The organism is Pandoraea communis (genome assembly GCF_902459745.1).
Lineage (GTDB): Bacteria > Pseudomonadota > Gammaproteobacteria > Burkholderiales > Burkholderiaceae > Pandoraea > Pandoraea communis.
In genome coordinates this window covers 327,506-351,433 of the sequence record NZ_CABPSJ010000002.1, presented here as the reverse complement: position 1 = coordinate 351,433, position 23,928 = coordinate 327,506, and the positions used below count along the sequence as shown (strand labels likewise).

Genomic DNA, 23,928 nt, shown 5'->3' with positions numbered 1-23,928 from the left:
GGGGCTTCTGGCAACTCCAAATCCGACGCCGATTCTTCAAGGAGCTAGGCCATGACGCCCGCTGATGCGTTGTCCAATGCTATCAATCCGGCGCTGGCGCTGTTGCCGCCATTCATGACCAGCGATAAGGCTCGGATAGAACTCTTGTCCATCGGTTTGCAAGAGTCGCATCTTACTTTTCGGCGACAGATGCCGACAGGGCCAGCGCGTGGATTGTGGCAGTGCGAACAAGGTACGCAGGCATCGCGCGGTGGAATCTGGGGACTCTATCTGTTCAAGGGAACGAGCGGCTATCTCAGCGATCTGTGTGCCGCCCGTAAGGTTGCGTATGACCCTGTAGCTATCTATAGCTCGCTGGAGTCAGACGACATTCTCGCCGCAGGATGTGCCCGGCTGCTGCTCTACACCGATCCACAGCCGTTACCCGATGTAGACGACGTGGAAGGCTCATGGGGTCTGTATCTTCGCGTATGGCGCCCCGGAAAGCCCCGCCCGGCAGAGTGGCCCGCAAATCACACCGCTGCAATGGGGGCGCTATGACTATCCTTGATCCGCGCGTATGGGGCGCCTTCCTGCTCGCCATGGCATTTGCTCTCGGCGGCGGCTACTGGAAGGGCCATCACGACGCCGACCAGTCAGCCACTGTCGCCGCCCAAGCGAAGCAAATCAAAGACCTTTCCGATTCTAACAACTTCTATCGCCAGACGACTCAAACGCTGACTAGGATCTCAACCGATGCTAAAAAATCTGCTGACACTGCGGGCATTGCGGCTCGCACCTCTGATGCTGCTTATGAACGGGTGCGCAAGCAGCTTGCCGAATATACCGCCGCCGCGCGACATTCCGCCGCTTCCAGCGGAAGCGCGCCAGCCGGAGGGGGAACAGATCCCCTCGATATGCTCGCAGGGCTGTTCAGCCGGGCTGACAAAGCTGCGGGAGAACTCGCTGAATTTGCTGACGCTGCCCACATCGCAGGGCTTGCCTGTGAGCGCAGTTACGACGCGTTAACGGTGATCGAGAAGAACTGATTGGCGTGCCAAGTTAGACACTCGGCATCAAGTTAGACAAAAGGCCCGACGAGCAGAACTCGTCAGGCCTTCTATTTCCTGGTCGGGGCGAGAGGATTTGAACCTCCGACCACCTGCACCCCATGCAGGTACGCTACCAGGCTGCGCTACGCCCCGTGAGAAATGCGTCGTTTAGATGCATTGCTCGAAAGCAGGCGATTATAGCAGAGCTTTGCGCGGGAAAGGAAGGGGGGATGCGCATCGCCCGCATATTTTTTACATCACGCGCCGATAGTACGGCGTAGGCGGCCGACAAAACCCCATGATGGTTATTCCGGATGTTGAATTCGGGGGGGCTTACGATAATGGAATTCTGCCTAATCCTGCCCGTCCGGGCTCGGAGCAAGCGATGCCGCAAATCCTGGGGTTCGAGGCCGCGCGCGATCTTCTTCTCGCGCAGCGTACCCACTACGAGGTGGCGTACCGTGATTTTCGCTGGCCGGTTCTCTCTCGCTTCAACTGGGCACTCGATTTTTTCGACGCCCAAGCCTTAGACAACGATCATCCCGCACTCTGGGTTGTCGAAGAGGACGGTCGCGAGACGCGCCTGTCCTTCGCCGAGATGTCCGCACGCTCCAATCGAGTCGCCAATTTCCTGCGCGAACAAGGGGTGTCGCGCGGCGACCGCGTGCTACTCATGCTCCCCAATCAGGTCGAACTCTGGGACCTCATGCTTGCTTGCATGAAGCTCGGCGCCGTCATGATTCCCGCGACGACCCTGCTCACCGCAGGCGATCTCGCCGACCGGCTGGAGCGCGGCCGTGTTCGCCACGTCGTCACCACCGCCCGCGACGCCCTCAAGTTCGCTCATCTACCCGGCGACTACGGCCGCATCGCCGTCGGCGACAACCCGCCCGAAGGATGGACGCCACTTGCGCCTGCTTACGACGCCTCGGATCAATTCACCCCCGACGGCACCACGCTCGCGACCGATCCGCTGCTGCTGTACTTCACCTCCGGCACCACGTCACGACCCAAGCTCGTGTTGCATTCGCATCAGAGTTACCCCGTCGGTCATCTCGCCACGATGTATTGGCTTGGCCTGCAACCAGGCGACATTCACTGGAACATCAGCTCGCCGGGATGGGCGAAGCATGCCTGGAGCTGTTTCTTCGCGCCTTGGAACGCGGGCGCGACCATCTTCATCTACAACTTCTCGCGCTTCGACGCACGTGCCGCGCTGGAGACAGCGACACGCTGCGGCGTCACCACGCTGTGCGCGCCGCCCACCGTCTGGCGAATGATGATTCAGGAAGATCTGACACGCCACGCAGGGAAGTTCCGCGAACTGATCGGCGCTGGCGAGCCGCTCAATCCCGAAGTGATCGAGCAGGTCAAGCGCGCCTGGAAGATCACGATTCGCGACGGCTACGGCCAAACCGAAACGTGCTGCCAGATCGGCAATTCCCCGGGACAACCGGTGAAGGCGGGAGCGATGGGGCGTCCGATGCCGGGATATCGCGTCGTGCTGCTCGATCACAACGGCAATGAGGCCGACGAAGGCGAGATCGCGCTCGTTCTGTCGTCGCGTCCGACCGGATTGATGCAGGGATATGAAGACGACAGGGAAAAGACCGCCGAGGCCATGCGCGACGGCTACTACCACACGGGTGACGTCGCCATGCGCGACGAGCGCGGCTACTTTACTTATGTGGGCCGGGCGGACGATGTCTTCAAGGCGTCGGACTACCGCATCAGCCCGTTCGAGCTGGAAAGCGAACTGATCAAACACCCTGCCGTGGCCGAGGCCGGTGTGGTGCCGAGCCCCGATCCGGTGCGGCTTGCCGTGCCGAAGGCGTTCATCACCCTGCGCGCAGGCTTTCACGCCGACGATACGCTCGCCCTCGACATCCTGCGCTTCTGTCGCGATCACCTGGCGCCATACAAACGTATCCGGCGCATCGAATTCTGCGATCTGCCGAAGACAATCTCCGGCAAGATTCGTCGCGTCGAACTACGCCGTGCAGAGGAAGGACGTGATCCGCAAAGCCGTCGGGCGATGGAGTTCTGGGACGTCGATTTCGCCGATCTCAAATGATGCCCGCGCGTCCGAAGCGTGGACGCGCGGCGGCCGTCCCGCCGTCCCGCCATCGCGCTGCAGCATTCAGCGCATGTGCTGAATCACCAACTCCGCGCCCAGCATCGCCAACCCAACAAAGAAACAGCGGCGAAACACCGTCGCGCTGACGCGAGTCCGCACCCACTGGCCGAAGAACATGCCGCCAAGCGCGGGCGCCAGCGCCAGAAGCGACACGCCGATCGCGTGGCCGTGGAAGATGCCGTCGTGCGCCAGACCGGCGGCAAGCGCCACCGTGGATACGGTAAACGACAGACCGAGTGCCTGCACCAGATCGTCCTTGTCGAGATCGAGCGCTTGCAGAAACGGTACGGCTGGAATGACGAACACGCCGGTCGCTGCCGTCACCAACCCGGTTATGACGCCGATAACGCCGCCGAGCGCGCTTACGCGTGCGCCAGGCCAGCTTTTCGGCACATGCAGACGTACTGCCGCGAGTCCCAGTACGGCGTAAGCGAGCAGCGCCACGCCCAACGCCATCCCGGCAAAATCGCCCCCATTGGCGAGCCATCCGCCGCCCGCCCATGTGCCGATACCGATGCCGATCAACATCGGCCACAGGCGCTTCGCCAGTGCGGCAAAGCGCGGGCCCGCCAGTAATTGCCAGACGTTCGTCACAAGCGACGGCACGATGAGCAGCGCAGCCGCTTCGGCGGTCGGCATGGCCAAGCCAAGCAACCCTACGGCCACTGTCGGCAGACCGAGACCGATCACGCCCTTGACAAAGCCGGCGAGCAGGAAGGTGAAGAGTCCCAGCGACAGCAAGGGAACGAGGTTGGTCAGATGTTGAGTATTCATCATGACGCCAGTATCGACGTGCCGCGACGGGTCGCCAATGCGGCTTTCGCGCAGGCGGACTCAGGCAGACGCTGAGGCTGCGCCGGTCGTTGTCGTCACGCGTTCTGTCCTGCCCGGCACCGGCTCTTCGGTGGGTAGGTCAAGGTGTCGGATGATCGCCATTCATCGTGCATTCAGGTGCGTTCATCGCTCAACTCGCGTGAGTCGGCCTGCACGCCGGAACTGATGCGCGGGATTGAGGCGGCGTCCGGCGCGCTTTGGCGTTTTCAGTTATGCTCAGGCCAAATTCGCGCCGTGCCGCGCATCGAGCGTGTCCCCCGGAGTTCCGGCTCCGGCGGTCGCGCCGTTGCCGTCGGCACCCCGTAGAACCCCCATACGCCGCCGAATTTGCACCGGTCATGGCCTCGTGCCGTGAAGGGTGCCGGCGACGAAAACCATGCCAAAGCATTGCGCCAGTCCAGAGGGATGGAAGTTGGAAAAACAGAATCGTCAACACGAACAAACCGCTCACACCGGACAACATGCCGGCCACGCGCTGCTTGACCGGCGCCTGGCACTTATCATGCAACCCGCGCATCGTGCGCTGCTCGGTGAGGGCCTGTCCGGCATCGAACGTGAAACCTTGCGCGTCGAAGACAACGGCGCGCTTGCCCTGACGCCGCATCCGCGCGCGCTGGGTTCCGCATTGACCAACGAAGAGATCACGACCGATTACTCAGAAGCGCTGCTCGAGTTCATCACGCCGCCTCAGCACGACGCCGCCGACGTTATCGCGCGTCTGAACGAAATCCATCAGTTCGCCTATCGCAAGCTGGGCGGGGAGTTGCTGTGGAGCGATTCGATGCCGCCGGCACTGCCGCCGGAAGACGTGATTCCTATCGCCGACTACGGCACGTCGCACATCGGCATGCTCAAGCATGTCTATCGCCGCGGCCTTGCCCTGCGTTATGGCAAACCGATGCAATGCATCGCAGGCATTCACTACAACTTCTCGCTGGCCGAACCCGTGTGGGAACTGCTGCGCGAAAGCGAAGGCGTCAAGGACTCGGCCCGCGACTATCAATCGGCCCGCTATGTCGCGCTTATCCGCAATTTCCGCCGCTATAGCTGGCTGCTGATGTATCTGTTCGGCGCCTCGCCGGTGCTGCACGCGGAATTCCTGCGCGGCCGCCAGCATGGGCTGGAATCGTTCGACGAAGGTACGCTCGGCTTGCCGTACGCGACCAGTCTGCGCATGAGCGATCTGGGCTATCAGAACAGCGCGCAGTCCGAAGTTTCGCCGTGCTACGACTGCCTGCCCAGCTACATCGATGCGCTCACGCAAGCCGTAAGCCAGCCGCATCCGGCCTATGAAGCGCTCGGCACCAAGCGCGACGGCGAATGGATTCAGCTCTCGACCAACCTGCTGCAAATCGAGAACGAGTTCTATGCCACCATTCGTCCCAAGCGAGTGACCTACAGCGGTGAGCGTCCGGTGCAGGCGCTCGCGCGCCGTGGTGTGCAGTACGTTGAAGTTCGCTGCATCGATATCGATCCGTTCCAGCCGGCGGGCATCGATGTCGATACGGCACGCTTCATCGACGCCTTTGTGCTGTTCTGCGCATTAGAAGACAGTCCGTCGTGCTCGAACGCCGAGAACATGGAGAACCGCGACAACTTTGCTCACGTCGTCAAAGAGGGCCGCAAGCCGGGCCTCGTGCTGCATCGCGGCGGTCAGGCGATCACGCTGTTCGATTGGGCCGAGGCGCTGCTCGATCGCATCGACCGCACGGCCGCCGCCTTCGACGCACAGCGCGGCGGGGCACACTACGCGCATACGATGTCGCTGCAACGGGCGAAGGTGCAAGACGTCTCGCTCACGCCGTCTGCGCGTGTGATGGCCTCGCTTGAGCCACTGCGCGGCACGAAGGGCGGTGCGTTCCAGGCGTTTGCGCTCGCGCAGAGCAAGCGTCATGCGCAGACGCTGCGCGACATGCCGCTCGATGCAAGCGTGATCGAGCACTTCGAGACACTGGCTCGCAAGTCGCTCGACACGCAGGCCGAACTGGAACGCACGCAGGTGGGTGATTTCGACGCGTTCGTCGCCGCCTACCGTGCAGGCACGCTCGGTACGGTCTCCGTCTGACGCACGGTTTGCCATGTCATGAAAAAAGCGCCTCTCGGGGCGCTTTTTTCTTAGGCGTGATTTCTAGGGGGCGACGTGCGCGATGCGCGCCATGCACACCCGGCGGTCATCCCAACACACCCAACTGCCACGTAAAGAAGACGGCGAGTCCCGCGCCGATGGTGAGTAACTGGTGACGCGTCGCGGCACATACCGCAATCGCCACCAGTGCCGCCACGAGTTGGGGATTGCGCCACGTCAACTCGAGCCCGTTGCCATGCGGCGCGAGCGTCATCGGCACGATGATTGCCGTGAGCACCGTCACGGGGACGAACGAGAGCGCTTCGCGCAGCCATTCGGGAAAGCGCACGCGGTCACCCAGCACGAAGATGCCCGCCTTGACGGCAAAGGTGACGATCGCCATGCCAAGAATGGCCAGCACGTAGTTCATTGCGCACCTCCCGTGGTGGTTTCCTGCGAGCGCAGGCGGGTGCGCTCATCCGGGGTATCCGTGCCCAGGACGCCATCTCGCTTTCCGGTGCGCGACGCCCGCCCGCCATCACGACGCTTCGCGTGCAACGTCAGCATGCCCGCAGCGATCCCGAGCGTCACGGCGACAAGTAAGCCGAGCTTGTACGGCAAGCCCTGACACAGATACGCGCTCGCACCGGCAACGACCGTCGCGATGGCCCACGGCATGCGGGCCATCTGCGGCACGATGATCGCGATGAACGTGGCGACCATCGCGAAGTCGAGGCCGAGCGTCTGCAAGCGCGGGAAAGCGGCGCCGAACAACAGGCCGGCAAGTGTCCACAACTGCCAGTTAAGGTACATCGACAGGCCCGAGCCGAAGAAATACCACTGACCCATGGGGTCGTCAGGGTGCCGGTGGAAATGGCTGCTGGTCACGGCGAACGTCTCGTCCGTCAGGAGGAATCCCAGCAAGGCACGCCAGCGCAGATTCAGATGCCGCACGTGGGGCAACAGGTTTGCGGCATACAGCATGTGACGCAGATTGACGATCAACGTCGTTGCCCACAGAACGACATAGCCCACGCCGGTCGCGAAGAGGCCCGCGGCGATGAACTGGCTGGACCCGGCGAAAACGGTGAGCGACATGAGTTGACCGTGCCACGTCGCCAGGGGCGTGGTGGCCACCAGCGCACCGAAGATCAGGCCGAACGGGGCCGCGCCGACGATCATCGGCAGGGTATCGCGGGCACCTGCGGCAAAGCTGGCCGCACGGGATGAAACCGGCATGGTGAGGGCTTTCCTGAGGGGAAAAGGTGAGTGATAAGTCTGTCGAGGATAGCGCCTGCGCCGCGTCGCGCGCTTGTACGTTCTTGCGCTAGCCCCAAGAAGGCGCGAAGCCGGGGGGAGGGCGGATGCAAGAACGGCCACCTGTGGGTGGCCGCGCGTGCATGGCGCCCGGATTCGGCGAACGTCTGTCAGCTTGTGCGGGCAGACGTCGCACAGTAGGTCACGGACGCTTGAACATATCGAGGATGCGCGCTTTCTCGTTGGCGTCGACGCCCCCCGGCGATGGGGGCTGACCGGAAGCCGGCGGCGGGGCCGCGGGCGATGGCGAATTGTTGCCAAAGAACGGCAGCGAGAAGCCACCGCCGTTGTCGTCGATACCGATGCTCGCGACGAAGCCATTGCCCGGCAACTTGTCGGTCTCGTAAAGCTCGCCGTTCACGACGCTGACGCCTTCAGGCATTGCCATCTGTTGCTGCGGCACGCCGTTCAGCGCCACGCCCATGTACTTGGTCCATACCGGTAGCGCCAGTTGCGCACCGAACTCACGGCTGCCAAGCGTCTTGGGCTGGTCGAAGCCGAGCCACGCCACCGCGACGAGCGAATGCTGATAGCCCGCGAACCAGCCGTCGAGGGCGTCGTTGGTCGTACCGGTCTTGCCCGCCAGGTCGGTACGCTTGAGCACGTTCGTGCCCGAGCCCGTTCCGCGTTGCGCCACGGTTTGCAGCAAGCTGTTCATAATGAACGCGTTCGGCGCAGAAATCGCGCGGGCGGCGTTCACTCCGGCGATCACGGGCGTGGCCTTGTTGAGCACGTTGCCGCGTGCATCCCGGATCTCGCTGATCAGATACGGTGCAACACGATAGCCGCCGTTGGCGAACACCGCGTAGGCACCGGCCAATTGCAGCGGTGTGGTCTGCCCGGCACCCAGGGCCATCGGCAGATACGGCGGCACCTTGTCGGCATCGAAGCCAAAGCGCGTCGCATATTCCTGCGTGTACTGCGTTCCCGCGAATTGCAGCAGACGGATCGCCACGAGGTTCTTCGAGCGTTGCAGGCCTTCGCGCACGGTCATCGGGCCGCTAAAGGCGTCGTCGTCATGCGGGTCCCACACCTGACCGCCGGTCTGGGCGGGCGGCAGGTTGAGCGGGCCGTCCAGCACCATCGTCGCCGGACTCACGCCTTTCTCGATCGCGGCCGAGTACACCACGGGCTTGAACGTCGAGCCCGGTTGACGCCATGCCTGCGTCGCGCGATTGAACTTGCTCTGATTGAAGTCGAAGCCGCCGACCAGCGCACGGATGGCGCCGTCGTCCGGCGAGAGCGAGACGAGCGAGCCTTGTACTTCCGGCAACTGCACAATGCGCCACTTGGCGCGCGCGTCTTTCATCACACGGATGATCGAGCCCGGACGGATACGTACCTTTTCACCGGCCTTGGCCGAGAGGGCAGACGCCGCGAAACCGATGCCGTCGCCATTGACGGTGACCGCATCGCCCGAGAGCGGAATCGCGGTGACCTGCGACGCGCTGGCGGCCACTACCACGGCCGCGACCAGATCACCGTTGTCGGGATGTTCAAGCAGCGTGTCTTCGATCAGTTGCTGGCGGTCGGGCATCGCCGCAGGCAGTTCCACATAGCCTTCCGGGCCGCGGTAGGCATGACGGCGTTCGTAGTCGAGCACCCCCATGCGCACCGCTTCGTAAGCCGCTTGCTGCTTCTTCGAGTCGAGCGTGGTGATGACGGTCAGGCCGCGCGTGTAGGTGTCGTCCTTGTATTCGTCGTACACGGCCTGACGCACCATTTCGGCGACGTATTCGGCATGCACGTTGTATTCGTTGCCGGAGGTACGCGTGCGAATCGGCTCGTGCAGGGCGTCTTCGTACTGATTGCGCGAGATATAGCCCAGATCGAGCATGCGCTTGAGGATGTATTCCTGCCGGATCTTCGCGCGCTTCGGGTTGACGATCGGGTTGTAGGCCGACGGCGCCTTGGGCAGTCCGGCCAGCATCGCCGCCTCGCCGAGCGTGATGTCCTTCAGGTCCTTGCCGAAATAGATGCGGGCCGCGCTCGCGAAGCCGTACGCGCGTTGACCCAGATAGATCTGGTTCATGTACAGCTCGAGAATCTTGTCCTTGGACAGGGCCGATTCGATCTTGTAGGCGAGCAGCATTTCGTAGATCTTGCGCGTGGCCGTCTTCTCTCGCGAGAGGAAGAAGTTGCGCGCGACTTGCATCGTGATCGTACTGGCGCCTTGCGCCGCGCCGCCGTGCAAGACGTCGGACACGCCCGCACGCAGAATACCGATGAAGTCGACGCCGCCATGATCGTAGAAGCGATAGTCCTCGATCGCGAGCACGGCCTTCTTCATGACATCGGGAATCTGGTCGATGGTGACCAGGCTGCGACGCTCTTCGCCGAACTCGCCGATCAGCACGTTATCGGACGTGTAGATGCGCAACGGCACCTTCGGCCGGTAGTCGGTGATGACGTCCAGCGGCGGCAGGTTCGGGCGCATGACGATCAGCGCGTACCCGGTGAGCAACGCGCCGACGATGGCCAGGCCTGCCAACGTGACAAGGATGGCGGCGAAAGTGCCGAAGCCACGTTGTCGACCGGGGCCAGATGGCGAGGCGACGTGGGCAGACGGTGCCTGGGGCGGAATGATGGGGGAGTTGCGGTGCGCCGGATCAGACGGCGCACGAGGCGGCAAACAATGCTTCAAGGACATACCCAACGAAAATTGCAGGATGGGAACAGGCCAGCCGGCCTAGCGCTGCGTGGATCCCCGCCGCGCGGCGAAATCGGTGCAGTATGCCACGCCCGGCGCAGCACCCTCCAAAAAAATGGGGGCGCCGGCACGGCAAACCGCGAGACGTTGGCGTGGTGAGGGCGCCGGAGGGCTCCCGGGCCGGTCCAGAGCGACGAAGTCAATGAACGGGACACGCCTGGGCAGTACCGGTCGCTTGCTCAGCGACGCGCTTCAGTGGCCATGCGCACGGCCAGCGCACCAAGCACACAGCCCATCAGCCAGCGCTGGATGCGCAGCCACGCCGGGCGTTGCCCAAGGAACCGGGCGATGCTGCCGGCGCACAGGGCGACCGACGCATTGACTGCCACGCTGGCGACGATTTGCGTCGCGCCCAGCACCAGCGATTGCGTGAGCACACTGCCGTGCTCCGGATGAACGAACTGCGGCAGCAGTGCGAGATACAGCATGGCGATCTTCGGATTGAGTACCGAAGTAAACAGGCCCATCAGGAACAGACGGCGATTGCTGTCGCGATCGAGCGCGCGCACCTCGAACGGCGACCGGCCGCCCGGTTTGAGCGCCTGCCAAGCCAGCCAGAACAGGTAGATCGCACCGCCAAAGCGCAACAGGTCGTAGGCAAACGGCACGGCGAAGAGCAGGGCGGTGATACCGAACGCCGCGCACATCATGTAGAAGACAAAACCCAAGGCCACGCCACCCAATGAGACGAGCCCTGCGGCCGGCCCCTGACACAGCGAGCGCGAGACCAGATACATCATGTTCGGTCCCGGCGTCAGGGCCATGCCGATGGCGACCAGCGCGAAGGCCAGCCAGGTCGAGATTGCAGGCATTTGGATTGCGTCTCAAAAGGGCAAGCTGCAAGATACCACGCCCGTGTGGTGACCGCCTGATGAGTGAAGTCGGGGGGCGTACGGGGCGAATTCACCCCAGCCGTTTGAGAAAAACGGTCATTTCCTTCTCGGCCTGCCGGTCGCCGTGCGCCTGCGCGGCGGCAATGCCGCGCGTCCACGCGTCGCGGGCACCATCAATATCGCCTGCCCCCTGCCGTGCCTTGCCCAACAGCTTCCACGCCGCCGTGTACGCGGGATCGAAGGCCACGCAATGGGTCAGATGCACCGCTGCAACGGTGAAGTCCTGGGCGTCCAGATACGCTTTCCCGAGCCCGAAACGCAACAGCGCGTTGTCTTTGCCGGCGGCCAGCAGTTTCTCAAGTCCTTCGATCATGTTTCGAATATATCAGATGAATATATAAAAAATGACATAAGATCATGCCCACTTCCCCGAGTCACCGGCCGTGTTGAGTTGTTTTTCCCCGGCGTCTTCTGTTTTGGCTTGCAAAACAAGCGCCGAGCGGTATCCTCGTGTGCCGACCCCTTGATTTGCGTCAATCGGACGTCTGCCAATGGCTTGGCGTGTGGGCACGTAAACCCGCAGGATGCTCAAGTCTGGCGTGCGACGCGCCGATGTGACAAGTATTACCGGCCCGAAAGAGGCCGGGCCGGGGTGGGAAAACCACTACATAAGACGGAGACAACACATGTTGCGTAGCTTCTCGATCAAGGCGCGCCTGAGTATCACGATGGCGCTGTTAGCTGCATTGTTGATTCTGTTGGGCGCGCTCGGCATTGCCGGTATGACACGCACCGGAGATGCGCTTCGCGAGACGTATGCCAATCACCTTGCCGCCACCGTGGCGTTGGGCAAGGATAACGCCACGCTTGCGCGCACTCGCGCCATTCTCGATCGCGTAGTGCTTCATCCCGAATCACCCGATGCCGACAAGGTGGCCGCCCGCGCCCGAAGCATGATCAAGGAAGCGAACGCCGCGTGGGCGGCGTATCAGGCGTTGCCGCATGGCGAGCAGGAGAAGCGTCTGGCCGACGACGTTGCGGCGCGCCGCGCCACGTTTTTCGATCAGGGGATGGACCCGATGCTCGCCGCCATCGACGCGCGCGATCGTACGGCGATGGACGACCTCACGATGAACGTGCTGCCCAAGCACTATGCCGCACTCACCACGGCCAGCGATGCGTTGGCTGCTTACAAGATGAAGCTCGGGCACGACACGTACGAAGCGTCCATGTCGGAACTGGCGGCGTTCCGCTGGCTGAGTATCGGCGCGACCGTGCTCGGTGTGCTCATGGCCATCGCCTGCTACTTCTCGCTGCGCGGCGCGATCATGCGCCCGCTCGGCGAAGCCCTGGCGACCTTCGAGAACATCGCCGCCGGTCAGCTCGACAACGCGGTACAAGTGCGCGGCAAAGACGAAATGTCGATGCTCATGCGCGGGCTCGACACGATGCAGTCGCGCCTCGCCGGCACGATTCGCGGCGTGCGCCGAAGTTGCGATGCCATGGCCACGGCCACGGCGGAGATCTCGGCGGGCAATACCGATCTGTCGGCCCGCACCGAGCAGCAGGCCGCTTCGCTGGAGGAAACGGCGTCGTCGATGGAGCAATTGACCGCGACCGTCAAACAGAACGCCGACAATGCCCGCCAGGCAAGCCAACTGGCGGTCAATGCCTCGGACATCGCGGCGCGCGGTGGTCAGGTCGTTGCCCGTGTGGTCGACACGATGCAGGGAATTTCGACGAGTTCGTCGCAAGTCGTGGACATCATCAGCGTGATCGACGGTATCGCGTTCCAGACCAATATTCTTGCGCTCAATGCCGCTGTGGAAGCGGCCCGCGCAGGCGAACAGGGACGCGGCTTCGCCGTGGTGGCGGGCGAGGTGCGCACGCTGGCACAGCGCAGCGCCACGGCCGCGCGCGAGATCAAGACGCTCATCGAGGCGTCGGCGCAGAAGGTGGCCGATGGCTCGACGCTCGTGGCTGAGGCCGGCCGCACGATGGACGACATTGTTCAGGCCGTGCACCGCGTGACCGACATCATGGGCGAGATCTCGGCGGCGTCCGATGAGCAGAGCGGCGGCATCGAGCAGGTGAATCAGGCCGTCACGCAGATGGATACCGTGACGCAACAGAACGCCGCGCTCGTGGAGCAAGCCGCTGCGGCCGCCGCGTCGCTGGAGGATCAGACGAGCGCGCTGCGCGAGGAAATGGCGCGATTCCAGTTGGGCGACGAAGGTCCCGCGCATGGCGGGGGGCGACGCCCTGCCTTGCATGCCGTGGGGGCAGCTTCGCTTTCGCTGGCCGCATGAGTCGCACGATGCACGCCTGACGAAGACGCCGCGAGCGGGCCCGGCGAGCCCACAGGGAGGGCGGGTTCATGGCGGCGACGCGCCGAACCGGGTACCATTGCCCATCTTTTGCTCAGTTGAGGGTGTCGAAGTATGAAGCGAGTGGCGCGGATGGCGGCGGTGACGATTCTGGTCGGCGTAGCGGCTGGCATGGCTGGATGTGGCCCGATCAACCAGATGAGCCGGCCCGATCCGGCAACGGGTCGACTGCTCGACCAGGGAACCGAGGCCGATCGCTTCATGGTGCTCAACTGCATTTATCACGGCTGGAACGAGTTGTCGCAGAATGTCGACTCGACGTCGTATGCCCGTCAGGGCGCCGACCGCGTGCGTGTCTATCGCGGTCGGGATGCTCAGGGCACGGCCATCTACAACCCGTATGTCGACATCATGCAAGGCGGTTTCGGATCGCGTATTCAGTATTACGAAACACCCGGCAGCAACCTGCCGCGTGACTACGAGAAGACCGTCAGGCGCTGCATGGTGCCGTACTCCGGCGGCACCGACTGACGGTCGATACGTCGCTGAAGACTGCGAAGCAGTGGGGCGGTGCATCGGCAGTCAGCGATTCAGCAGTACCGGAGCCCCGGCGAGTCTTGCCGGGGCTTTTCTTTGGTACAGAGGGAACTCAGCCGTGAAAGTCCTCGCGGGCTTCCACCACTTCCTTCACCACACCCTGACGCACGAGAAAATCGCCGAATTTCTCGCTGCCGTCGCGCTCCAGGGCATAACGCTGAAAGAGCGGCGTGAGTTCGGCAACGATCTGGTCCTCGCTGAGAGACTCTTTATATAACTTGTTCAACCGCTGACCGTGGAAGCCCGCGCCCAGATACAGGTTGTACTTGCCCGCCGATTTGCCAACCAGACCGATCTCGGCGAGATAGGGACGCGCACAGCCGTTCGGACAACCCGTCGCACGGATAGTGATCGGCTCGCCCGCAAGCCCGGCATCGTCGAGCACTTTTTCCAGCCGTGTGACGAGGCCGGGTAACGCGCGTTCGCTCTCGGCCAGCGCCAGACCGCAGGTCGGGAACCCGACGCACGCCATCGAATTGATTCGCAGCGCGCTTTGATGTTGACCGTCGAGCAGGCCGAATTGCTTCACGAGTGCTTCGATCTGCGGCTTCTTCGCGTCGCTCACCCGAGCGACGATCAGGTTCTGGTTGGCCGTAATGCGAATGTCGCCGTCATGCACGCCGGCGATCTCGCGCAGGCCGGTCATCAGGCGGTAGTCGTCCCAATCCTTCACCCGGCCGTTCTGAATGAAGAGGGTGAGATGCCACAAGTCGTCGGCGCCCCTGAGCCAGCCGTACTGATCGCCATTGGTCGTGAACCGGAACGAGCGGGCTGGCGCGAGAGACCAGCCGAGATAGCGGTTGAGTTCTTCCTTGAACCATTCCACGCCCCGGTCGTCGATCGTGTACTTCAGGCGGGCGTGCTTGCGGTTCGTGCGGTCGCCGAAGTCCCGCTGCACGAGCAGCACCTTCTCCGACACCTCAACAATGCGATCTGCAGGGATATAGCCGATGACAGTCGCCGTGCGGGGGTACGTCGCCGCGTCGCCGTGCGTCATGCCCATACCGCCGCCGACGCTCACGTTGAAGCCTTCGAGTTTGCCGTCGTCCCCCACGATGGCGATAAAGCCCAGATCGTTGGCGTAGAGGTCGACGTCGTTGTTCGGCGGAATTGCGATCGCGATCTTGAATTTGCGTGGCAGATAATGCTTGCCGTAAATCGGCTCGTGATCTTCCTTGCCCTCGCCCAGACGCTTGTCGCCAAGCCAGATCTCGCGATAGGCCGTGGTTTGCGGCAGCAGGTGCCGGTCGATTTTCAGGCACCAGTCGAGCGCCTCGGCGTGGGCGGGGGAGAGGTGCGGATTGTTGGAGACGAGCGTGTTACGGTTGACGTCGCCGCACGCGGCAATACTCGTCATCGCCACTTCGTCAATGCCCCTGATGAGCGGGCGCAACTGGTGCTTGAGCACGTTGTGATACTGCACCGTCTGGCGGGTGGTCAGGCGAATCGTGTTGCCACCGTACTTCTGCGCGAGTTCGTCGAGCTTGAGCCATTGCGCCGGCGTGCATACGCCGCCCGGCATGCGCAGGCGGATCATGAACTGGTACGCCGGTTCGAGTTTCTGCTTCTGACGTTCGCCGCGCAGGTCGCGATCGTCCTGCATGTAGGAGCCGTGAAACTTGAGTAGTTGGGCGTCCTTCTCGAAGATGGCGCCCGTGAGCGGGTCGGCCAGACCCTCGGCAATCGTGCCGCGCAGGTAATGGCTGGCGTCCTTGATCTTCTCGACCTCGGAGCGCGCCGCCGGTGGGGCGGCGCTGGTTTGCGTAGGTTGCGTCATGTGGGCTGCTGTCTCGGTGAGCGCGGGGTGTCGTGCTGATGGGGCTTGCCGCTTCCGGTCTTGTCTGGCGCGCGCGACGGTCAGTAGACGTCGCGCTGATAACGCTTTTCGCGTTGTAACGTCTTCATATACTCGGCCGCAGCATCCTGCGTCAGCGCGCCGTGTTCCGCGACGATGTCGATCAGCGCGGTGTTCACGTCACGCGCCATCTGGTCGGCGTCGCCGCACACATACAGGTGCGCGCCTTCCTGCAACCATGCATACAGGGCTTTGCCCTGCTCGCGCATGCGATGCTGAACATAGACCTTGTCTTCAGCGTCGCGTGAGAACGCGAGGTCGATCCGGGTGAGCGCGCCGTCTTTCACGTAGCGCTGCCATTCGCGTTGATAAAGGAAGTCGGTGCGGAAGTTGCGGTCGCCGAAGAAGAGCCAGTTCTTGCCCGGCGCGTCCAGCGCCTGACGCTCCTCGACGAAGGCCCGGAACGGCGCGATGCCGGTGCCCGGGCCAATCATGATGACGGGCGCATTGGTATCCGACGGCAACTTGAAATTGCGATTGGCTTCGATGTAGACCGGCACGGTCTCGCCTTCGCGGGCAACGTCGGCCAGATATGTCGACGCCACGCCACGGCGTGAACGGTCGTGGCTTTTATAGCGCACCGCGCCTACGGTGATGTGCACGGCGTCCGGATTGGCCGCCAGACTCGACGCAATCGAGTACAGACGTGGCTGGAGCGTACGCAGGGTACCGACAAACTCGGCCGCCTTCACCTTGCGGGCCGGGAACTGGCGCACGACGTCGAGGACGTCGCGTCCATGCAGGTAATCGCGCAACGCCGTTTCGTTGCCGGCAGCGAGCAGCGCCTTGAGTTCGGTCGCGTCCGTGAGGGCCGCGTATTTCTCCAGAAATCCGCGCGACAGCGTGGTGATGTCGTAAGCGCGCAGGAAAGCGTCGCGCAGGGACAAGGTGCTGTCCTGTGTGGTCGTGGTGGCCTGTGGGTCCAGGGCAAGCGTGTCGATGAGGTCGTCGACCAGCACGTCGTCGTTCGTCACGACGACGCCTAACGCGTCGCCCGGCTCGTAGGTGAGGCCAGACCCTTCGAGCGAGAGTTCGACGTGATGCACTTCCTTCGACGAGCCCCGGCCCGACAGCGTGATGTTCTCGATCACGGTGGCCTCGAACGGGCGCTTGCGACTGTATTGACTCGATGCGGCGGCAGACGGCGTACCGCTTGTCAGGGCGGCAAGGGTCAGACTCTCGGCCGACCCAATGCCCTTGGCGGGCGAGGGGGCTGCCGGTGCTGCCACGCGCTTGAGCGCCGCGACGGCGTCTTCGATCCATTGCTCGGCCGGTGCGTCGTAGTCGACGTCGCTATCGACACGGGCGACGAGGCGCTCGCCACCCAGTTCGCCCAGCCTGATATCGAAGTCTTTGCCGGCCTGGCAGAACTTCTCATAGCTCGAATCGCCCAGCCCAAGCACCGCAAAACGCGTGCCTTCGAGCTTGGGTGCCTTCGCGCCATGCAGGAAATCGTAAAAATCGCGGGCGTCGTCCGGTGGCTCGCCTTCGCCTTGCGTCGACACGGTGACGAGCAGCAACTTGTCGGTCTTCAGACGCGACGCCTTGTAATCTCCCATCGCAAACAGATCGACCTTGAAGCCCGCGTCTACCGCTCGCGCCTTGGCGTGCTCGGCGACTTCCTGGGCATGGCCGGTTTGCGAGCCGTACAGAATGGTCAGGTGCGGTGTGGCGGCGCTGGCCGTGGCGAATGCCGGCGACTGCGCACCCGCATGCCGCACCGAGTGATTGATGCCGGCGAGAAACCCTCGCACCCACGCGAGCTGCTCGGTGGAAAGGCCATCGACCAGTTGGCTGAGCAACAGGGCCTGCTGGGCGTTAAGCGGCGTCGTCTCTTGCATGTCGTTCCTGACTCCAGGGGCCGGACCTGTGTGGAAGCCTCGGCGGGTCAGCCCCGTCAAGCCACCCCCGATGGACCGGCAAGGGGATACTCAACACCATATCGGCTGGTCTTTAGAAATTAAAATAATAAAATTTAATTTTTATATATCCAATTCTCATATTGGAATAAGGCGCGGGGGGAGGGCGGCTCTGGGAGGCATCGTGAGAATGCGCGCGATGACGGCACGTTCGCGGTCAGTTCGCGCGTAGGTGATGCGAAATCGGGGCCGGATGTGCGCATGGCGGTCCAGCGGCGAACGGGCGTTCGGCCACGGGCGGCGCGCTGTCTGCAACGCATGCGGCGGGCACGCCGCAAGTCCCCGTATGACGGCTTTCCCGCTCGGTGGGGGCCAGGAAAACGTGCTATGCTCCTCGCCGTGATTGATCAGGTCCTTCCAAGCACCACTTGATTCTCGCAATCCGCTAATCGGTCAGGCCGTGTCGCGGAAGGTTTCGTAACCCGCTATTTCTCGAGACACTCGTAGAAAAGGTGAGCGCAAAATGAGTTTGATGGAACAATTCCAAGCGAACTCGTACCTCTTCGGTGGCAATGCCCCCTACGTCGAAGAGCTGTACGAATCGTATCTAGATAATCCGGCTTCGGTGCCGGACAACTGGCGCCAGTATTTCGACGCGCTGCAAAACGTTCCCGCTGTTGATGGTTCCAACGCCAACGACGTGGCTCACGCCCCGATCGTGGAGTCGTTCGCCCAGCGCGCCAAGGCCAACGCCTTCGTGTCGCGTGCCGGTGCTTCCGACCTGGCCGTGGCCCGCAAGCAGGTGCACGTGCAGTCGCTCGTCGCCGCCTACCGCTTCCTGGGCGCACGCTGGGCCAATCTGGACCCGCTCAAGCGTCAGGAACGCCCGGCCATTCCGGAACTGGAACCTGCGTTCTACGACCTGACCGAAGCCGACATGGATAGCGTGTACTCGGCCGAGAACACGTACTTCGGTTTCGAACAGGCCAGCCTGCGCGACCTGCTCAAGTCGCTTCGCGACACGTACTGCGGCTCGATCGGCGCCGAGTACATGTATATCAGCGACCCGGTGCAAAAGCGCTGGTGGCAAGAGCGTCTGGAGAAGGTGCGTGCAACGCCCAACTTCACCGCTGAAAAGAAGAAGCACATCCTCGAACGCCTGACGGCCGCTGAAGGCCTCGAGCGTTACCTGCACACCAAGTTCGTCGGCCAGAAGCGCTTCTCGCTCGAAGGCGGCGAATCCTTCATCGTGGCGATGGACGAACTCGTCCACCACGCCGGTGCCAAGGGCGTGCAGGAAATCGTGATCGGCATGGCCCACCGTGGCCGTCTGAACGTGCTGGTCAACACCCTCGGCAAGATGCCGTCGGACCTGTTTGCCGAATTCGAAGGCAAGCACGTCGACGACCTGCCGGCCGGCGACGTGAAGTATCACAAGGGTTTCTCGAGCGACGTCTCGACGAGCGGTGGCCCGGTCCACCTGTCGCTGGCGTTCAACCCGTCGCACCTTGAAATCGTGAACCCGGTGGTCGAAGGCTCGGCCAAGGCCCGTATGGATCGCCGCGGCGACGCCGATGCGGCCAGCGTGCTGCCGGTGCAAGTTCACGGTGACGCCGCGTTCGCGGGTCAGGGCGTCGTGATGGAAACGCTGAACCTCGCGCAAACGCGTGGTTACGGCACGCACGGTACGGTGCACATCGTCATCAACAACCAGATCGGCTTTACCACGTCGGATCCGCGTGATGCGCGTTCGACGACGTATTGCTCGGATGTGGTCAAGATGATCGAAGCGCCGGTGCTGCACGTGAACGGCGACGATCCGGAAGCGGTCGTGCTGGCCATGCAACTGGCGCTCGATTTCCGTCAGGAATTCAAGAAGGACGCCGTCGTGGACATCGTTTGCTACCGCAAACTGGGTCACAACGAGCAAGACACCCCGGCGGTCACGCAGCCGCTGATGTACAAGAAGATTGCCCAACACCCGGGCACGCGCGCACTGTACGTCGAGAAGCTGGTCACGCAAGGCGTGATCACTGCGGACGAAGGCAATGGCTTCGTTGCGGCTTACCGCAAGGCCATGGACGACGGTCATCACACCATCGACCCGGTGCTCTCGAACTACAAGAGCAAGTACGCGGTTGACTGGGTGCCGTTCCTGAACAAGAAGTGGACCGATGCCGGCGACACGGCTGTGCCGCTGAACGAACTCAAGCGTCTGGCCGAGCGCATCACCACGATCCCGGCGAACTTCAAGGTTCACCCGCTCGTCGAGAAGGTCATCAACGACCGTCGCAAGATGGGCGCGGGCGAGCAGCCGCTCGACTGGGGGATGGGCGAGCATCTGGCGTTCGCGTCGCTGGTCTCGTCGGGCTTCGCTGTGCGCCTGACCGGTCAGGATTCGGGCCGTGGCACGTTCACGCACCGCCACTCGGTGCTGCACGACCAGAACCGCGAGCGTTGGAACGACGGTACGTACGTGCCGTTGCAACACGTGGCCGACGGTCAAGCCAACTTCACGGTGATCGACTCGGTGCTGTCCGAAGAAGCCGTGCTGGGCTTCGAATACGGTTACTCGACCGCCGAGCCGAACACGATGGTGTTGTGGGAAGGCCAGTTCGGTGACTTCGCCAACGGTGCACAGGTCGTGATCGACCAGTTCATCTCGAGCGGTGAAGTGAAGTGGGGCCGCGTGTCGGGCCTGACGATGTTGCTGCCGCATGGCTACGAAGGCCAGGGTCCGGAGCACTCGTCGGCACGTATCGAGCGCTACCTGCAACTGTGTGCCGACACGAACATGCAAGTGGTCCAGCCGACCACGCCGGCACAGATCTTCCACTTGCTGCGTCGTCAGATGATCCGCCAGTTGCGCAAGCCGCTGATCGTGTTCACGCCGAAGTCGCTGCTGCGTCACAAGGAAGCTGTGAGCGATCTGTCGGAACTCGCCAAGGGCGGCTTCCAGACGATCATCGGCGAAACCGATGCTTCGATCGACGCCAAGAAGGTCAAGCGCGTTGTCGCCTGCTCGGGCCGCCTGTACTACGACTTGATTGCTCGCCGTCGCGAAGAGAAGTTGAACGACGTCGCGATCATCCGCGTGGAACAGCTCTATCCGTTCCCGCACAAGGCGTTCGAGAGCGAACTGAAGAAGTACGAAAACCTTGCCGAAGTGGTGTGGGCCCAGGACGAGCCGCAAAACCAGGGTCCGTGGTTCTACATCGAGCACCACCTGATCGAAAGCATGAGCGCCGGTCAGAAACTGGCTTACGCGGGTCGCGCGGCCTCGGCCTCGCCTGCCGTGGGCTACTACGCCAAGCACTACGAACAGCTCAAGCAGTTGCTCGATACGGCTTTCGGTCGCCTCAAGGGCGCGACCGTGGTGCAGTAACCGGTTAGGTCTTTCAGCGGTCGTCCTCCCCCAAGGACGGCCGCTGCCGTATTTCCGAATTGAACGTTTATCGAATCCAGGATCCAGAAATGGCCATTGTTGAAGTCAAAGTCCCCCAGTTTTCCGAGTCGGTTTCCGAAGGCACGCTGCTCGGCTGGAAGAAGAAAGTCGGCGAAGCCATCGCCCAAGATGAAACCGTGATCGAAGTCGAGACCGACAAGGTCGTGCTCGAAGTGCCGGCGCCCGCCGCTGGCGTGATCGTCGAGGTGAGCGCCGGCGAAGGCGACACCGTGACGTCGGAACAGATCATTGCCAAGATCGACACCGAAGCCAAGGCAGGCGCTGCCGCACCGGTCGCCGCGAAGCCGGCGGAAGCCGCTGCGCCGGCCGCCGCTGCCCCGGCCGCGGCTGCCGCAGCCGGTGGTGCTTCGGGGGGGATCGCCAGCCCGGCCGCTGCCAAGGTGCTGGCCGAGAAGAACCTGTCGGCGACCGACGTCGCCGGCTCGGGCCGTGACGGTCGCGTGACCAAGGGCGACGCCCTGGCCGCTGGCGCCAAGCCGGCTGCCGCCGCTTCGTCGGTTCCTGCACCGGCACCGCGTGCCGCGCTGCCGTCGGTGTCCGCCCCGGTGGGCCGCGACACGTCGCTGGAAGGCCGTCCGGAACAGCGCGTGCCGATGTCGCGTCTGCGCGCCCGTATCGCCGAGCGCCTGCTGCAATCGCAACAGACCAACGCCATTCTGACCACGTTCAACGAGGTCAATATGAAGCCGGTGATGGATCTGCGCAACAAGTACAAGGACAAGTTCGAGAAAGAACACGGCGTGAAGCTGGGTTTCATGTCGTTCTTCGTCAAGGCCGCTGTCCACGCGCTCAAGAAGTACCCGGCCGTGAACGCTTCGATCGACGGTAACGACATCGTCTATCACGGCTACTTCGACATCGGTATCGCTGTCGGCTCGCCGCGTGGTCTGGTGGTGCCGATCCTGCGCAATGCCGACCAGATGAGCCTGGCCGACATCGAGAAGAAGATCGCCGAGTACGGCAAGAAGGCTGCCGACGGCAAGCTGTCGATCGAAGAAATGACCGGCGGTACGTTCTCGATCTCGAACGGTGGTGTGTTCGGCTCGATGCTGTCGACCCCGATCATCAACCCGCCGCAATCGGCCATTCTGGGCGTGCACGCCACGAAGGACCGCGCTGTGGTGGAGAACGGCGAGATCGTTATCCGCCCGATGAACTACTTGGCCATGAGCTACGACCACCGCATCATCGACGGCCGCGAAGCCGTGCTGAGCCTCGTCGCCATGAAGGAAGCGCTGGAAGATCCGGCTCGCCTGCTGCTCGACCTGTAAGCGTTAGCGCGCACTGCGCGGTGTTGGCCGGCCACGCGCTGCATGCGCCATGTGGCCGGCGCACCGCGCCTTTCCCTGCCGTCAACCTTCACTGAGTCTCAAAATGGCAAATAAAGAATTTGATGTAGTCGTTATCGGCGCTGGCCCTGGTGGGTATATCGCCGCCATTCGCGCCGCGCAACTTGGCTTCTCGGTCGCTTGCATCGAAAAGTGGACCAACCCGGCCGGCAAGATGGTGCTTGGCGGCACCTGCCTGAACGTCGGTTGCATTCCGTCGAAGGCCCTGCTGGCCTCGTCGGAAGAGTTCGAAAAGGTCGGTCATCATCTGGCCGAGCACGGTATCACCACGTCGGGTGTCGAGATCGACATCGCGAAGATGCTCACGCGCAAGCAAGGCATCGTCGACAAGATGACGGGCGGTATCGAGTATCTGTTCAAGAAGAACAAGATCACGTGGCTCAAGGGCCACGGCAAGTTCACCGCCAAGAGCGACGGCGGTTACCAGATCGACGTGTCGGGCGAGGCTCCTGAGTCGGTCACCGCCAAGAACGTCATCATCGCCACGGGTTCGAAGGCGCGTCACCTGCCGGGCATGCCGGTCGACAACAAGCTCATCTCGGACAACGAAGGTGCACTCTCGTTCGACACCGTGCCGAAGAAGCTGGGTGTGATCGGCGCTGGCGTGATCGGTCTGGAACTGGGCTCGGTGTGGCGCCGTCTGGGTGCCGAAGTCACCGTGCTCGAAGCCATGCCGGAATTCCTGGCCGCCGCCGATGCGGGCGTTGCCAAGGAAGCTGCCAAGCAGTTCAAGAAGCAGGGTCTGGACATCAACGTCGGCGTGAAGGTCGGCGAAGTCAAGACCGGCAAGAACAACGTCACCGTGAACTACACGGACAAGGACGGCACCGCCAAGACGCTCGACGTCGACCGTCTGATCGTGTCAGTCGGCCGCGTGCCGAACACGGACAATCTGGGCCTGGAAAGCATCGATCTGTCGACCGACGAACGCGGCTTCATTCCGGTGGACGACCACTGCCGTACCAAGCTGCCGAACGTGTACGCGATCGGTGACGTGGTGCGTGGTCCGATGCTCGCGCACAAGGCCGAAGACGAAGGCGTGCTGGTCGCCGAAGTCATTGCCGGCCAGAAGCCGCACATCGACTACAACTGCATTCCGTGGGTGATCTACACGTCGCCGGAAATTGCCTGGGTCGGTAAGACCGAGCAGCAGTTGAAGGCCGAAGGCCGTGAGTTCAAGCCGGGCCAGTTCCCGTTCGCGGCCAACGGCCGTGCGCTGGGCATGGGCGCGTCGGACGGTTTCGTGAAGGTGCTGGCCGATGCCAAGACCGACGAAATCCTCGGCGTGCACGTGATCGGCCTGAACGCTTCGGACCTGATCGCAGAAGCCGTGGTGGCCATGGAATTCAAGGCCGCGTCGGAAGACATTGGCCGTATCTGCCATCCGCACCCGTCGCTGTCGGAAGTGATGCGTGAGGCTGCCCTCGACGTCGAGAAGCGCGCGCTGAACAAGTAAGCCGCTTTACGCTGACGTGTATGAACAAAGGCGAGGTAACTCGCCTTTGTTTTTTCCTGATTTTCTCTGCCCCCCCGGCCCGTCGCCGCACC

17 protein-coding genes and 1 tRNA gene are annotated in these 23,928 nt (G+C 62.9%); 9 read left to right on the top strand and 9 right to left on the bottom strand.

Annotation, left to right across the window (positions count from 1 at the left end; all coding sequences use genetic code 11):
* The first annotated feature begins 51 nt into the window (after positions 1-51).
* Both PCO31110_RS07910 and PCO31110_RS07905 read left to right on the top strand, forming a co-directional pair.
* Positions 52-540, top strand: coding sequence for a hypothetical protein (locus PCO31110_RS07910; protein WP_150690077.1), 489 nt, complete (start codon positions 52-54; stop codon positions 538-540).
* Complete coding sequence (locus tag PCO31110_RS07905; RefSeq protein WP_150690076.1) at positions 537-1,028, top strand: DUF2514 family protein; 492 nt, start codon at positions 537-539, stop codon at positions 1,026-1,028. Before PCO31110_RS07910 ends, PCO31110_RS07905 begins: the two co-directional genes overlap by 4 nt.
* A 79-nt stretch (positions 1,029-1,107) precedes the next feature.
* Here the strand turns inward: PCO31110_RS07905 and PCO31110_RS07900 are convergent.
* Positions 1,108-1,184: transfer RNA gene (locus tag PCO31110_RS07900), tRNA-Pro, on the bottom strand.
* Between the two features lie 232 nt (positions 1,185-1,416).
* Between PCO31110_RS07900 and PCO31110_RS07895 the strand changes: the two genes are divergently transcribed.
* On the top strand, positions 1,417-3,105 hold the full coding sequence (locus tag PCO31110_RS07895) for an AMP-binding protein (RefSeq protein WP_150690075.1): 1,689 nt from the start codon (positions 1,417-1,419) through the stop codon (positions 3,103-3,105).
* A 66-nt stretch (positions 3,106-3,171) separates the two neighbouring features.
* Here PCO31110_RS07895 and PCO31110_RS07890 read toward each other — a convergent pair whose 3' ends face one another.
* The gene (locus PCO31110_RS07890; protein WP_150690074.1) at positions 3,172-3,945 is read right to left on the bottom strand and encodes a sulfite exporter TauE/SafE family protein; all 774 of its coding nucleotides are present in this window, start codon (positions 3,943-3,945) and stop codon (positions 3,172-3,174) included.
* A 433-nt stretch (positions 3,946-4,378) separates the two neighbouring features.
* On the opposite strand from PCO31110_RS07890, the gene gshA reads away from it, so the two are divergent.
* Positions 4,379-6,067, top strand: a complete 1,689-nt coding sequence (gene gshA / locus PCO31110_RS07885) for a glutamate--cysteine ligase (RefSeq protein ID WP_281350616.1) — start codon at positions 4,379-4,381, stop codon at positions 6,065-6,067.
* A gap of 106 nt (positions 6,068-6,173) precedes the next feature.
* On the opposite strand, the gene PCO31110_RS07880 is transcribed toward gshA, so the two are convergent.
* From PCO31110_RS07880 to PCO31110_RS07860, 5 genes are all read right to left on the bottom strand, one after another.
* On the bottom strand, positions 6,174-6,497 hold the full coding sequence (locus PCO31110_RS07880; protein ID WP_010808797.1) for an AzlD domain-containing protein: 324 nt from the start codon (positions 6,495-6,497) through the stop codon (positions 6,174-6,176).
* Positions 6,494-7,306 carry an AzlC family ABC transporter permease gene (locus tag PCO31110_RS07875; protein ID WP_246189774.1) on the bottom strand — a complete coding sequence of 271 codons (813 nt, stop codon included), beginning with the start codon at positions 7,304-7,306 and terminating at the stop codon, positions 6,494-6,496. The genes PCO31110_RS07880 and PCO31110_RS07875 overlap by 4 nt, the downstream gene beginning before the upstream one ends.
* 220 nt (positions 7,307-7,526) lie before the next feature.
* Complete coding sequence (locus PCO31110_RS07870) at positions 7,527-10,034, bottom strand: penicillin-binding protein 1A (RefSeq protein ID WP_010808799.1); 2,508 nt, start codon at positions 10,032-10,034, stop codon at positions 7,527-7,529.
* A 239-nt stretch (positions 10,035-10,273) separates the two neighbouring features.
* Positions 10,274-10,906, bottom strand: a complete 633-nt coding sequence (locus tag PCO31110_RS07865) for a LysE family translocator (protein WP_150690072.1) — start codon at positions 10,904-10,906, stop codon at positions 10,274-10,276.
* A gap of 91 nt (positions 10,907-10,997) precedes the next feature.
* Entirely contained in the window at positions 10,998-11,300 is a 303-nt protein-coding gene (locus tag PCO31110_RS07860) for a hypothetical protein (RefSeq protein ID WP_010808801.1), read from the bottom strand.
* 313 nt (positions 11,301-11,613) lie between these two features.
* Here PCO31110_RS07860 and PCO31110_RS26150 point away from each other — a divergent pair, with 313 nt between their 5' ends.
* The gene (locus tag PCO31110_RS26150) at positions 11,614-13,236 is read left to right on the top strand and encodes a methyl-accepting chemotaxis protein (protein ID WP_150690071.1); all 1,623 of its coding nucleotides are present in this window, start codon (positions 11,614-11,616) and stop codon (positions 13,234-13,236) included.
* A 132-nt stretch (positions 13,237-13,368) separates the two neighbouring features.
* The gene (locus PCO31110_RS07850) at positions 13,369-13,785 is read left to right on the top strand and encodes a hypothetical protein (protein WP_150690070.1); all 417 of its coding nucleotides are present in this window, start codon (positions 13,369-13,371) and stop codon (positions 13,783-13,785) included.
* A gap of 118 nt (positions 13,786-13,903) precedes the next feature.
* Here PCO31110_RS07850 and PCO31110_RS07845 read toward each other — a convergent pair whose 3' ends face one another.
* Entirely contained in the window at positions 13,904-15,628 is a 1,725-nt protein-coding gene (locus PCO31110_RS07845) for an NADPH-dependent assimilatory sulfite reductase hemoprotein subunit (RefSeq protein WP_150690069.1), read from the bottom strand.
* Positions 15,629-15,708: 80 nt separating this feature from the next.
* Positions 15,709-17,547, bottom strand: a complete 1,839-nt coding sequence (locus PCO31110_RS07840; protein ID WP_150690068.1) for an assimilatory sulfite reductase (NADPH) flavoprotein subunit — start codon at positions 17,545-17,547, stop codon at positions 15,709-15,711.
* 541 nt (positions 17,548-18,088) lie between these two features.
* On the opposite strand from PCO31110_RS07840, the gene PCO31110_RS07835 reads away from it, so the two are divergent.
* From PCO31110_RS07835 to lpdA, 3 genes are all read left to right on the top strand, one after another.
* The gene (locus PCO31110_RS07835) at positions 18,089-20,950 is read left to right on the top strand and encodes a 2-oxoglutarate dehydrogenase E1 component (protein WP_144265730.1); all 2,862 of its coding nucleotides are present in this window, start codon (positions 18,089-18,091) and stop codon (positions 20,948-20,950) included.
* Between the two features lie 89 nt (positions 20,951-21,039).
* Positions 21,040-22,302, top strand: a complete 1,263-nt coding sequence (gene odhB, locus PCO31110_RS07830) for a 2-oxoglutarate dehydrogenase complex dihydrolipoyllysine-residue succinyltransferase (protein ID WP_010808807.1) — start codon at positions 21,040-21,042, stop codon at positions 22,300-22,302.
* Between the two features lie 103 nt (positions 22,303-22,405).
* Positions 22,406-23,836, top strand: a complete 1,431-nt coding sequence (gene lpdA, locus PCO31110_RS07825; protein ID WP_150690067.1) for a dihydrolipoyl dehydrogenase — start codon at positions 22,406-22,408, stop codon at positions 23,834-23,836.
* Positions 23,837-23,928 lie beyond the last annotated feature (92 nt).

Excerpts from the sequence above, each read along its gene's own strand:
- PCO31110_RS07910 (WP_150690077.1), top strand. The coding sequence starts at position 52 with ATGACGCCCGCTGATGCGTTGTCCAATGCTATCAATCCGGCGCTGGCG.
- PCO31110_RS07905 (WP_150690076.1), top strand. The coding sequence starts at position 537 with ATGACTATCCTTGATCCGCGCGTATGGGGCGCCTTCCTGCTCGCCATG.
- PCO31110_RS07895 (WP_150690075.1), top strand. The coding sequence starts at position 1,417 with ATGCCGCAAATCCTGGGGTTCGAGGCCGCGCGCGATCTTCTTCTCGCG.
- PCO31110_RS07890 (WP_150690074.1), bottom strand. The coding sequence starts at position 3,945 with ATGATGAATACTCAACATCTGACCAACCTCGTTCCCTTGCTGTCGCTG.
- gshA (WP_281350616.1), top strand. The coding sequence starts at position 4,379 with ATGCCAAAGCATTGCGCCAGTCCAGAGGGATGGAAGTTGGAAAAACAG.
- PCO31110_RS07880 (WP_010808797.1), bottom strand. The coding sequence starts at position 6,497 with ATGAACTACGTGCTGGCCATTCTTGGCATGGCGATCGTCACCTTTGCC.
- PCO31110_RS07875 (WP_246189774.1), bottom strand. The coding sequence starts at position 7,306 with ATGCCGGTTTCATCCCGTGCGGCCAGCTTTGCCGCAGGTGCCCGCGAT.
- PCO31110_RS07870 (WP_010808799.1), bottom strand. The coding sequence starts at position 10,034 with ATGTCCTTGAAGCATTGTTTGCCGCCTCGTGCGCCGTCTGATCCGGCG.
- PCO31110_RS07865 (WP_150690072.1), bottom strand. The coding sequence starts at position 10,906 with ATGCCTGCAATCTCGACCTGGCTGGCCTTCGCGCTGGTCGCCATCGGC.
- PCO31110_RS07860 (WP_010808801.1), bottom strand. The coding sequence starts at position 11,300 with ATGATCGAAGGACTTGAGAAACTGCTGGCCGCCGGCAAAGACAACGCG.
- PCO31110_RS26150 (WP_150690071.1), top strand. The coding sequence starts at position 11,614 with ATGTTGCGTAGCTTCTCGATCAAGGCGCGCCTGAGTATCACGATGGCG.
- PCO31110_RS07850 (WP_150690070.1), top strand. The coding sequence starts at position 13,369 with ATGAAGCGAGTGGCGCGGATGGCGGCGGTGACGATTCTGGTCGGCGTA.
- PCO31110_RS07845 (WP_150690069.1), bottom strand. The coding sequence starts at position 15,628 with ATGACGCAACCTACGCAAACCAGCGCCGCCCCACCGGCGGCGCGCTCC.
- PCO31110_RS07840 (WP_150690068.1), bottom strand. The coding sequence starts at position 17,547 with ATGCAAGAGACGACGCCGCTTAACGCCCAGCAGGCCCTGTTGCTCAGC.
- PCO31110_RS07835 (WP_144265730.1), top strand. The coding sequence starts at position 18,089 with ATGAGTTTGATGGAACAATTCCAAGCGAACTCGTACCTCTTCGGTGGC.
- odhB (WP_010808807.1), top strand. The coding sequence starts at position 21,040 with ATGGCCATTGTTGAAGTCAAAGTCCCCCAGTTTTCCGAGTCGGTTTCC.
- lpdA (WP_150690067.1), top strand. The coding sequence starts at position 22,406 with ATGGCAAATAAAGAATTTGATGTAGTCGTTATCGGCGCTGGCCCTGGT.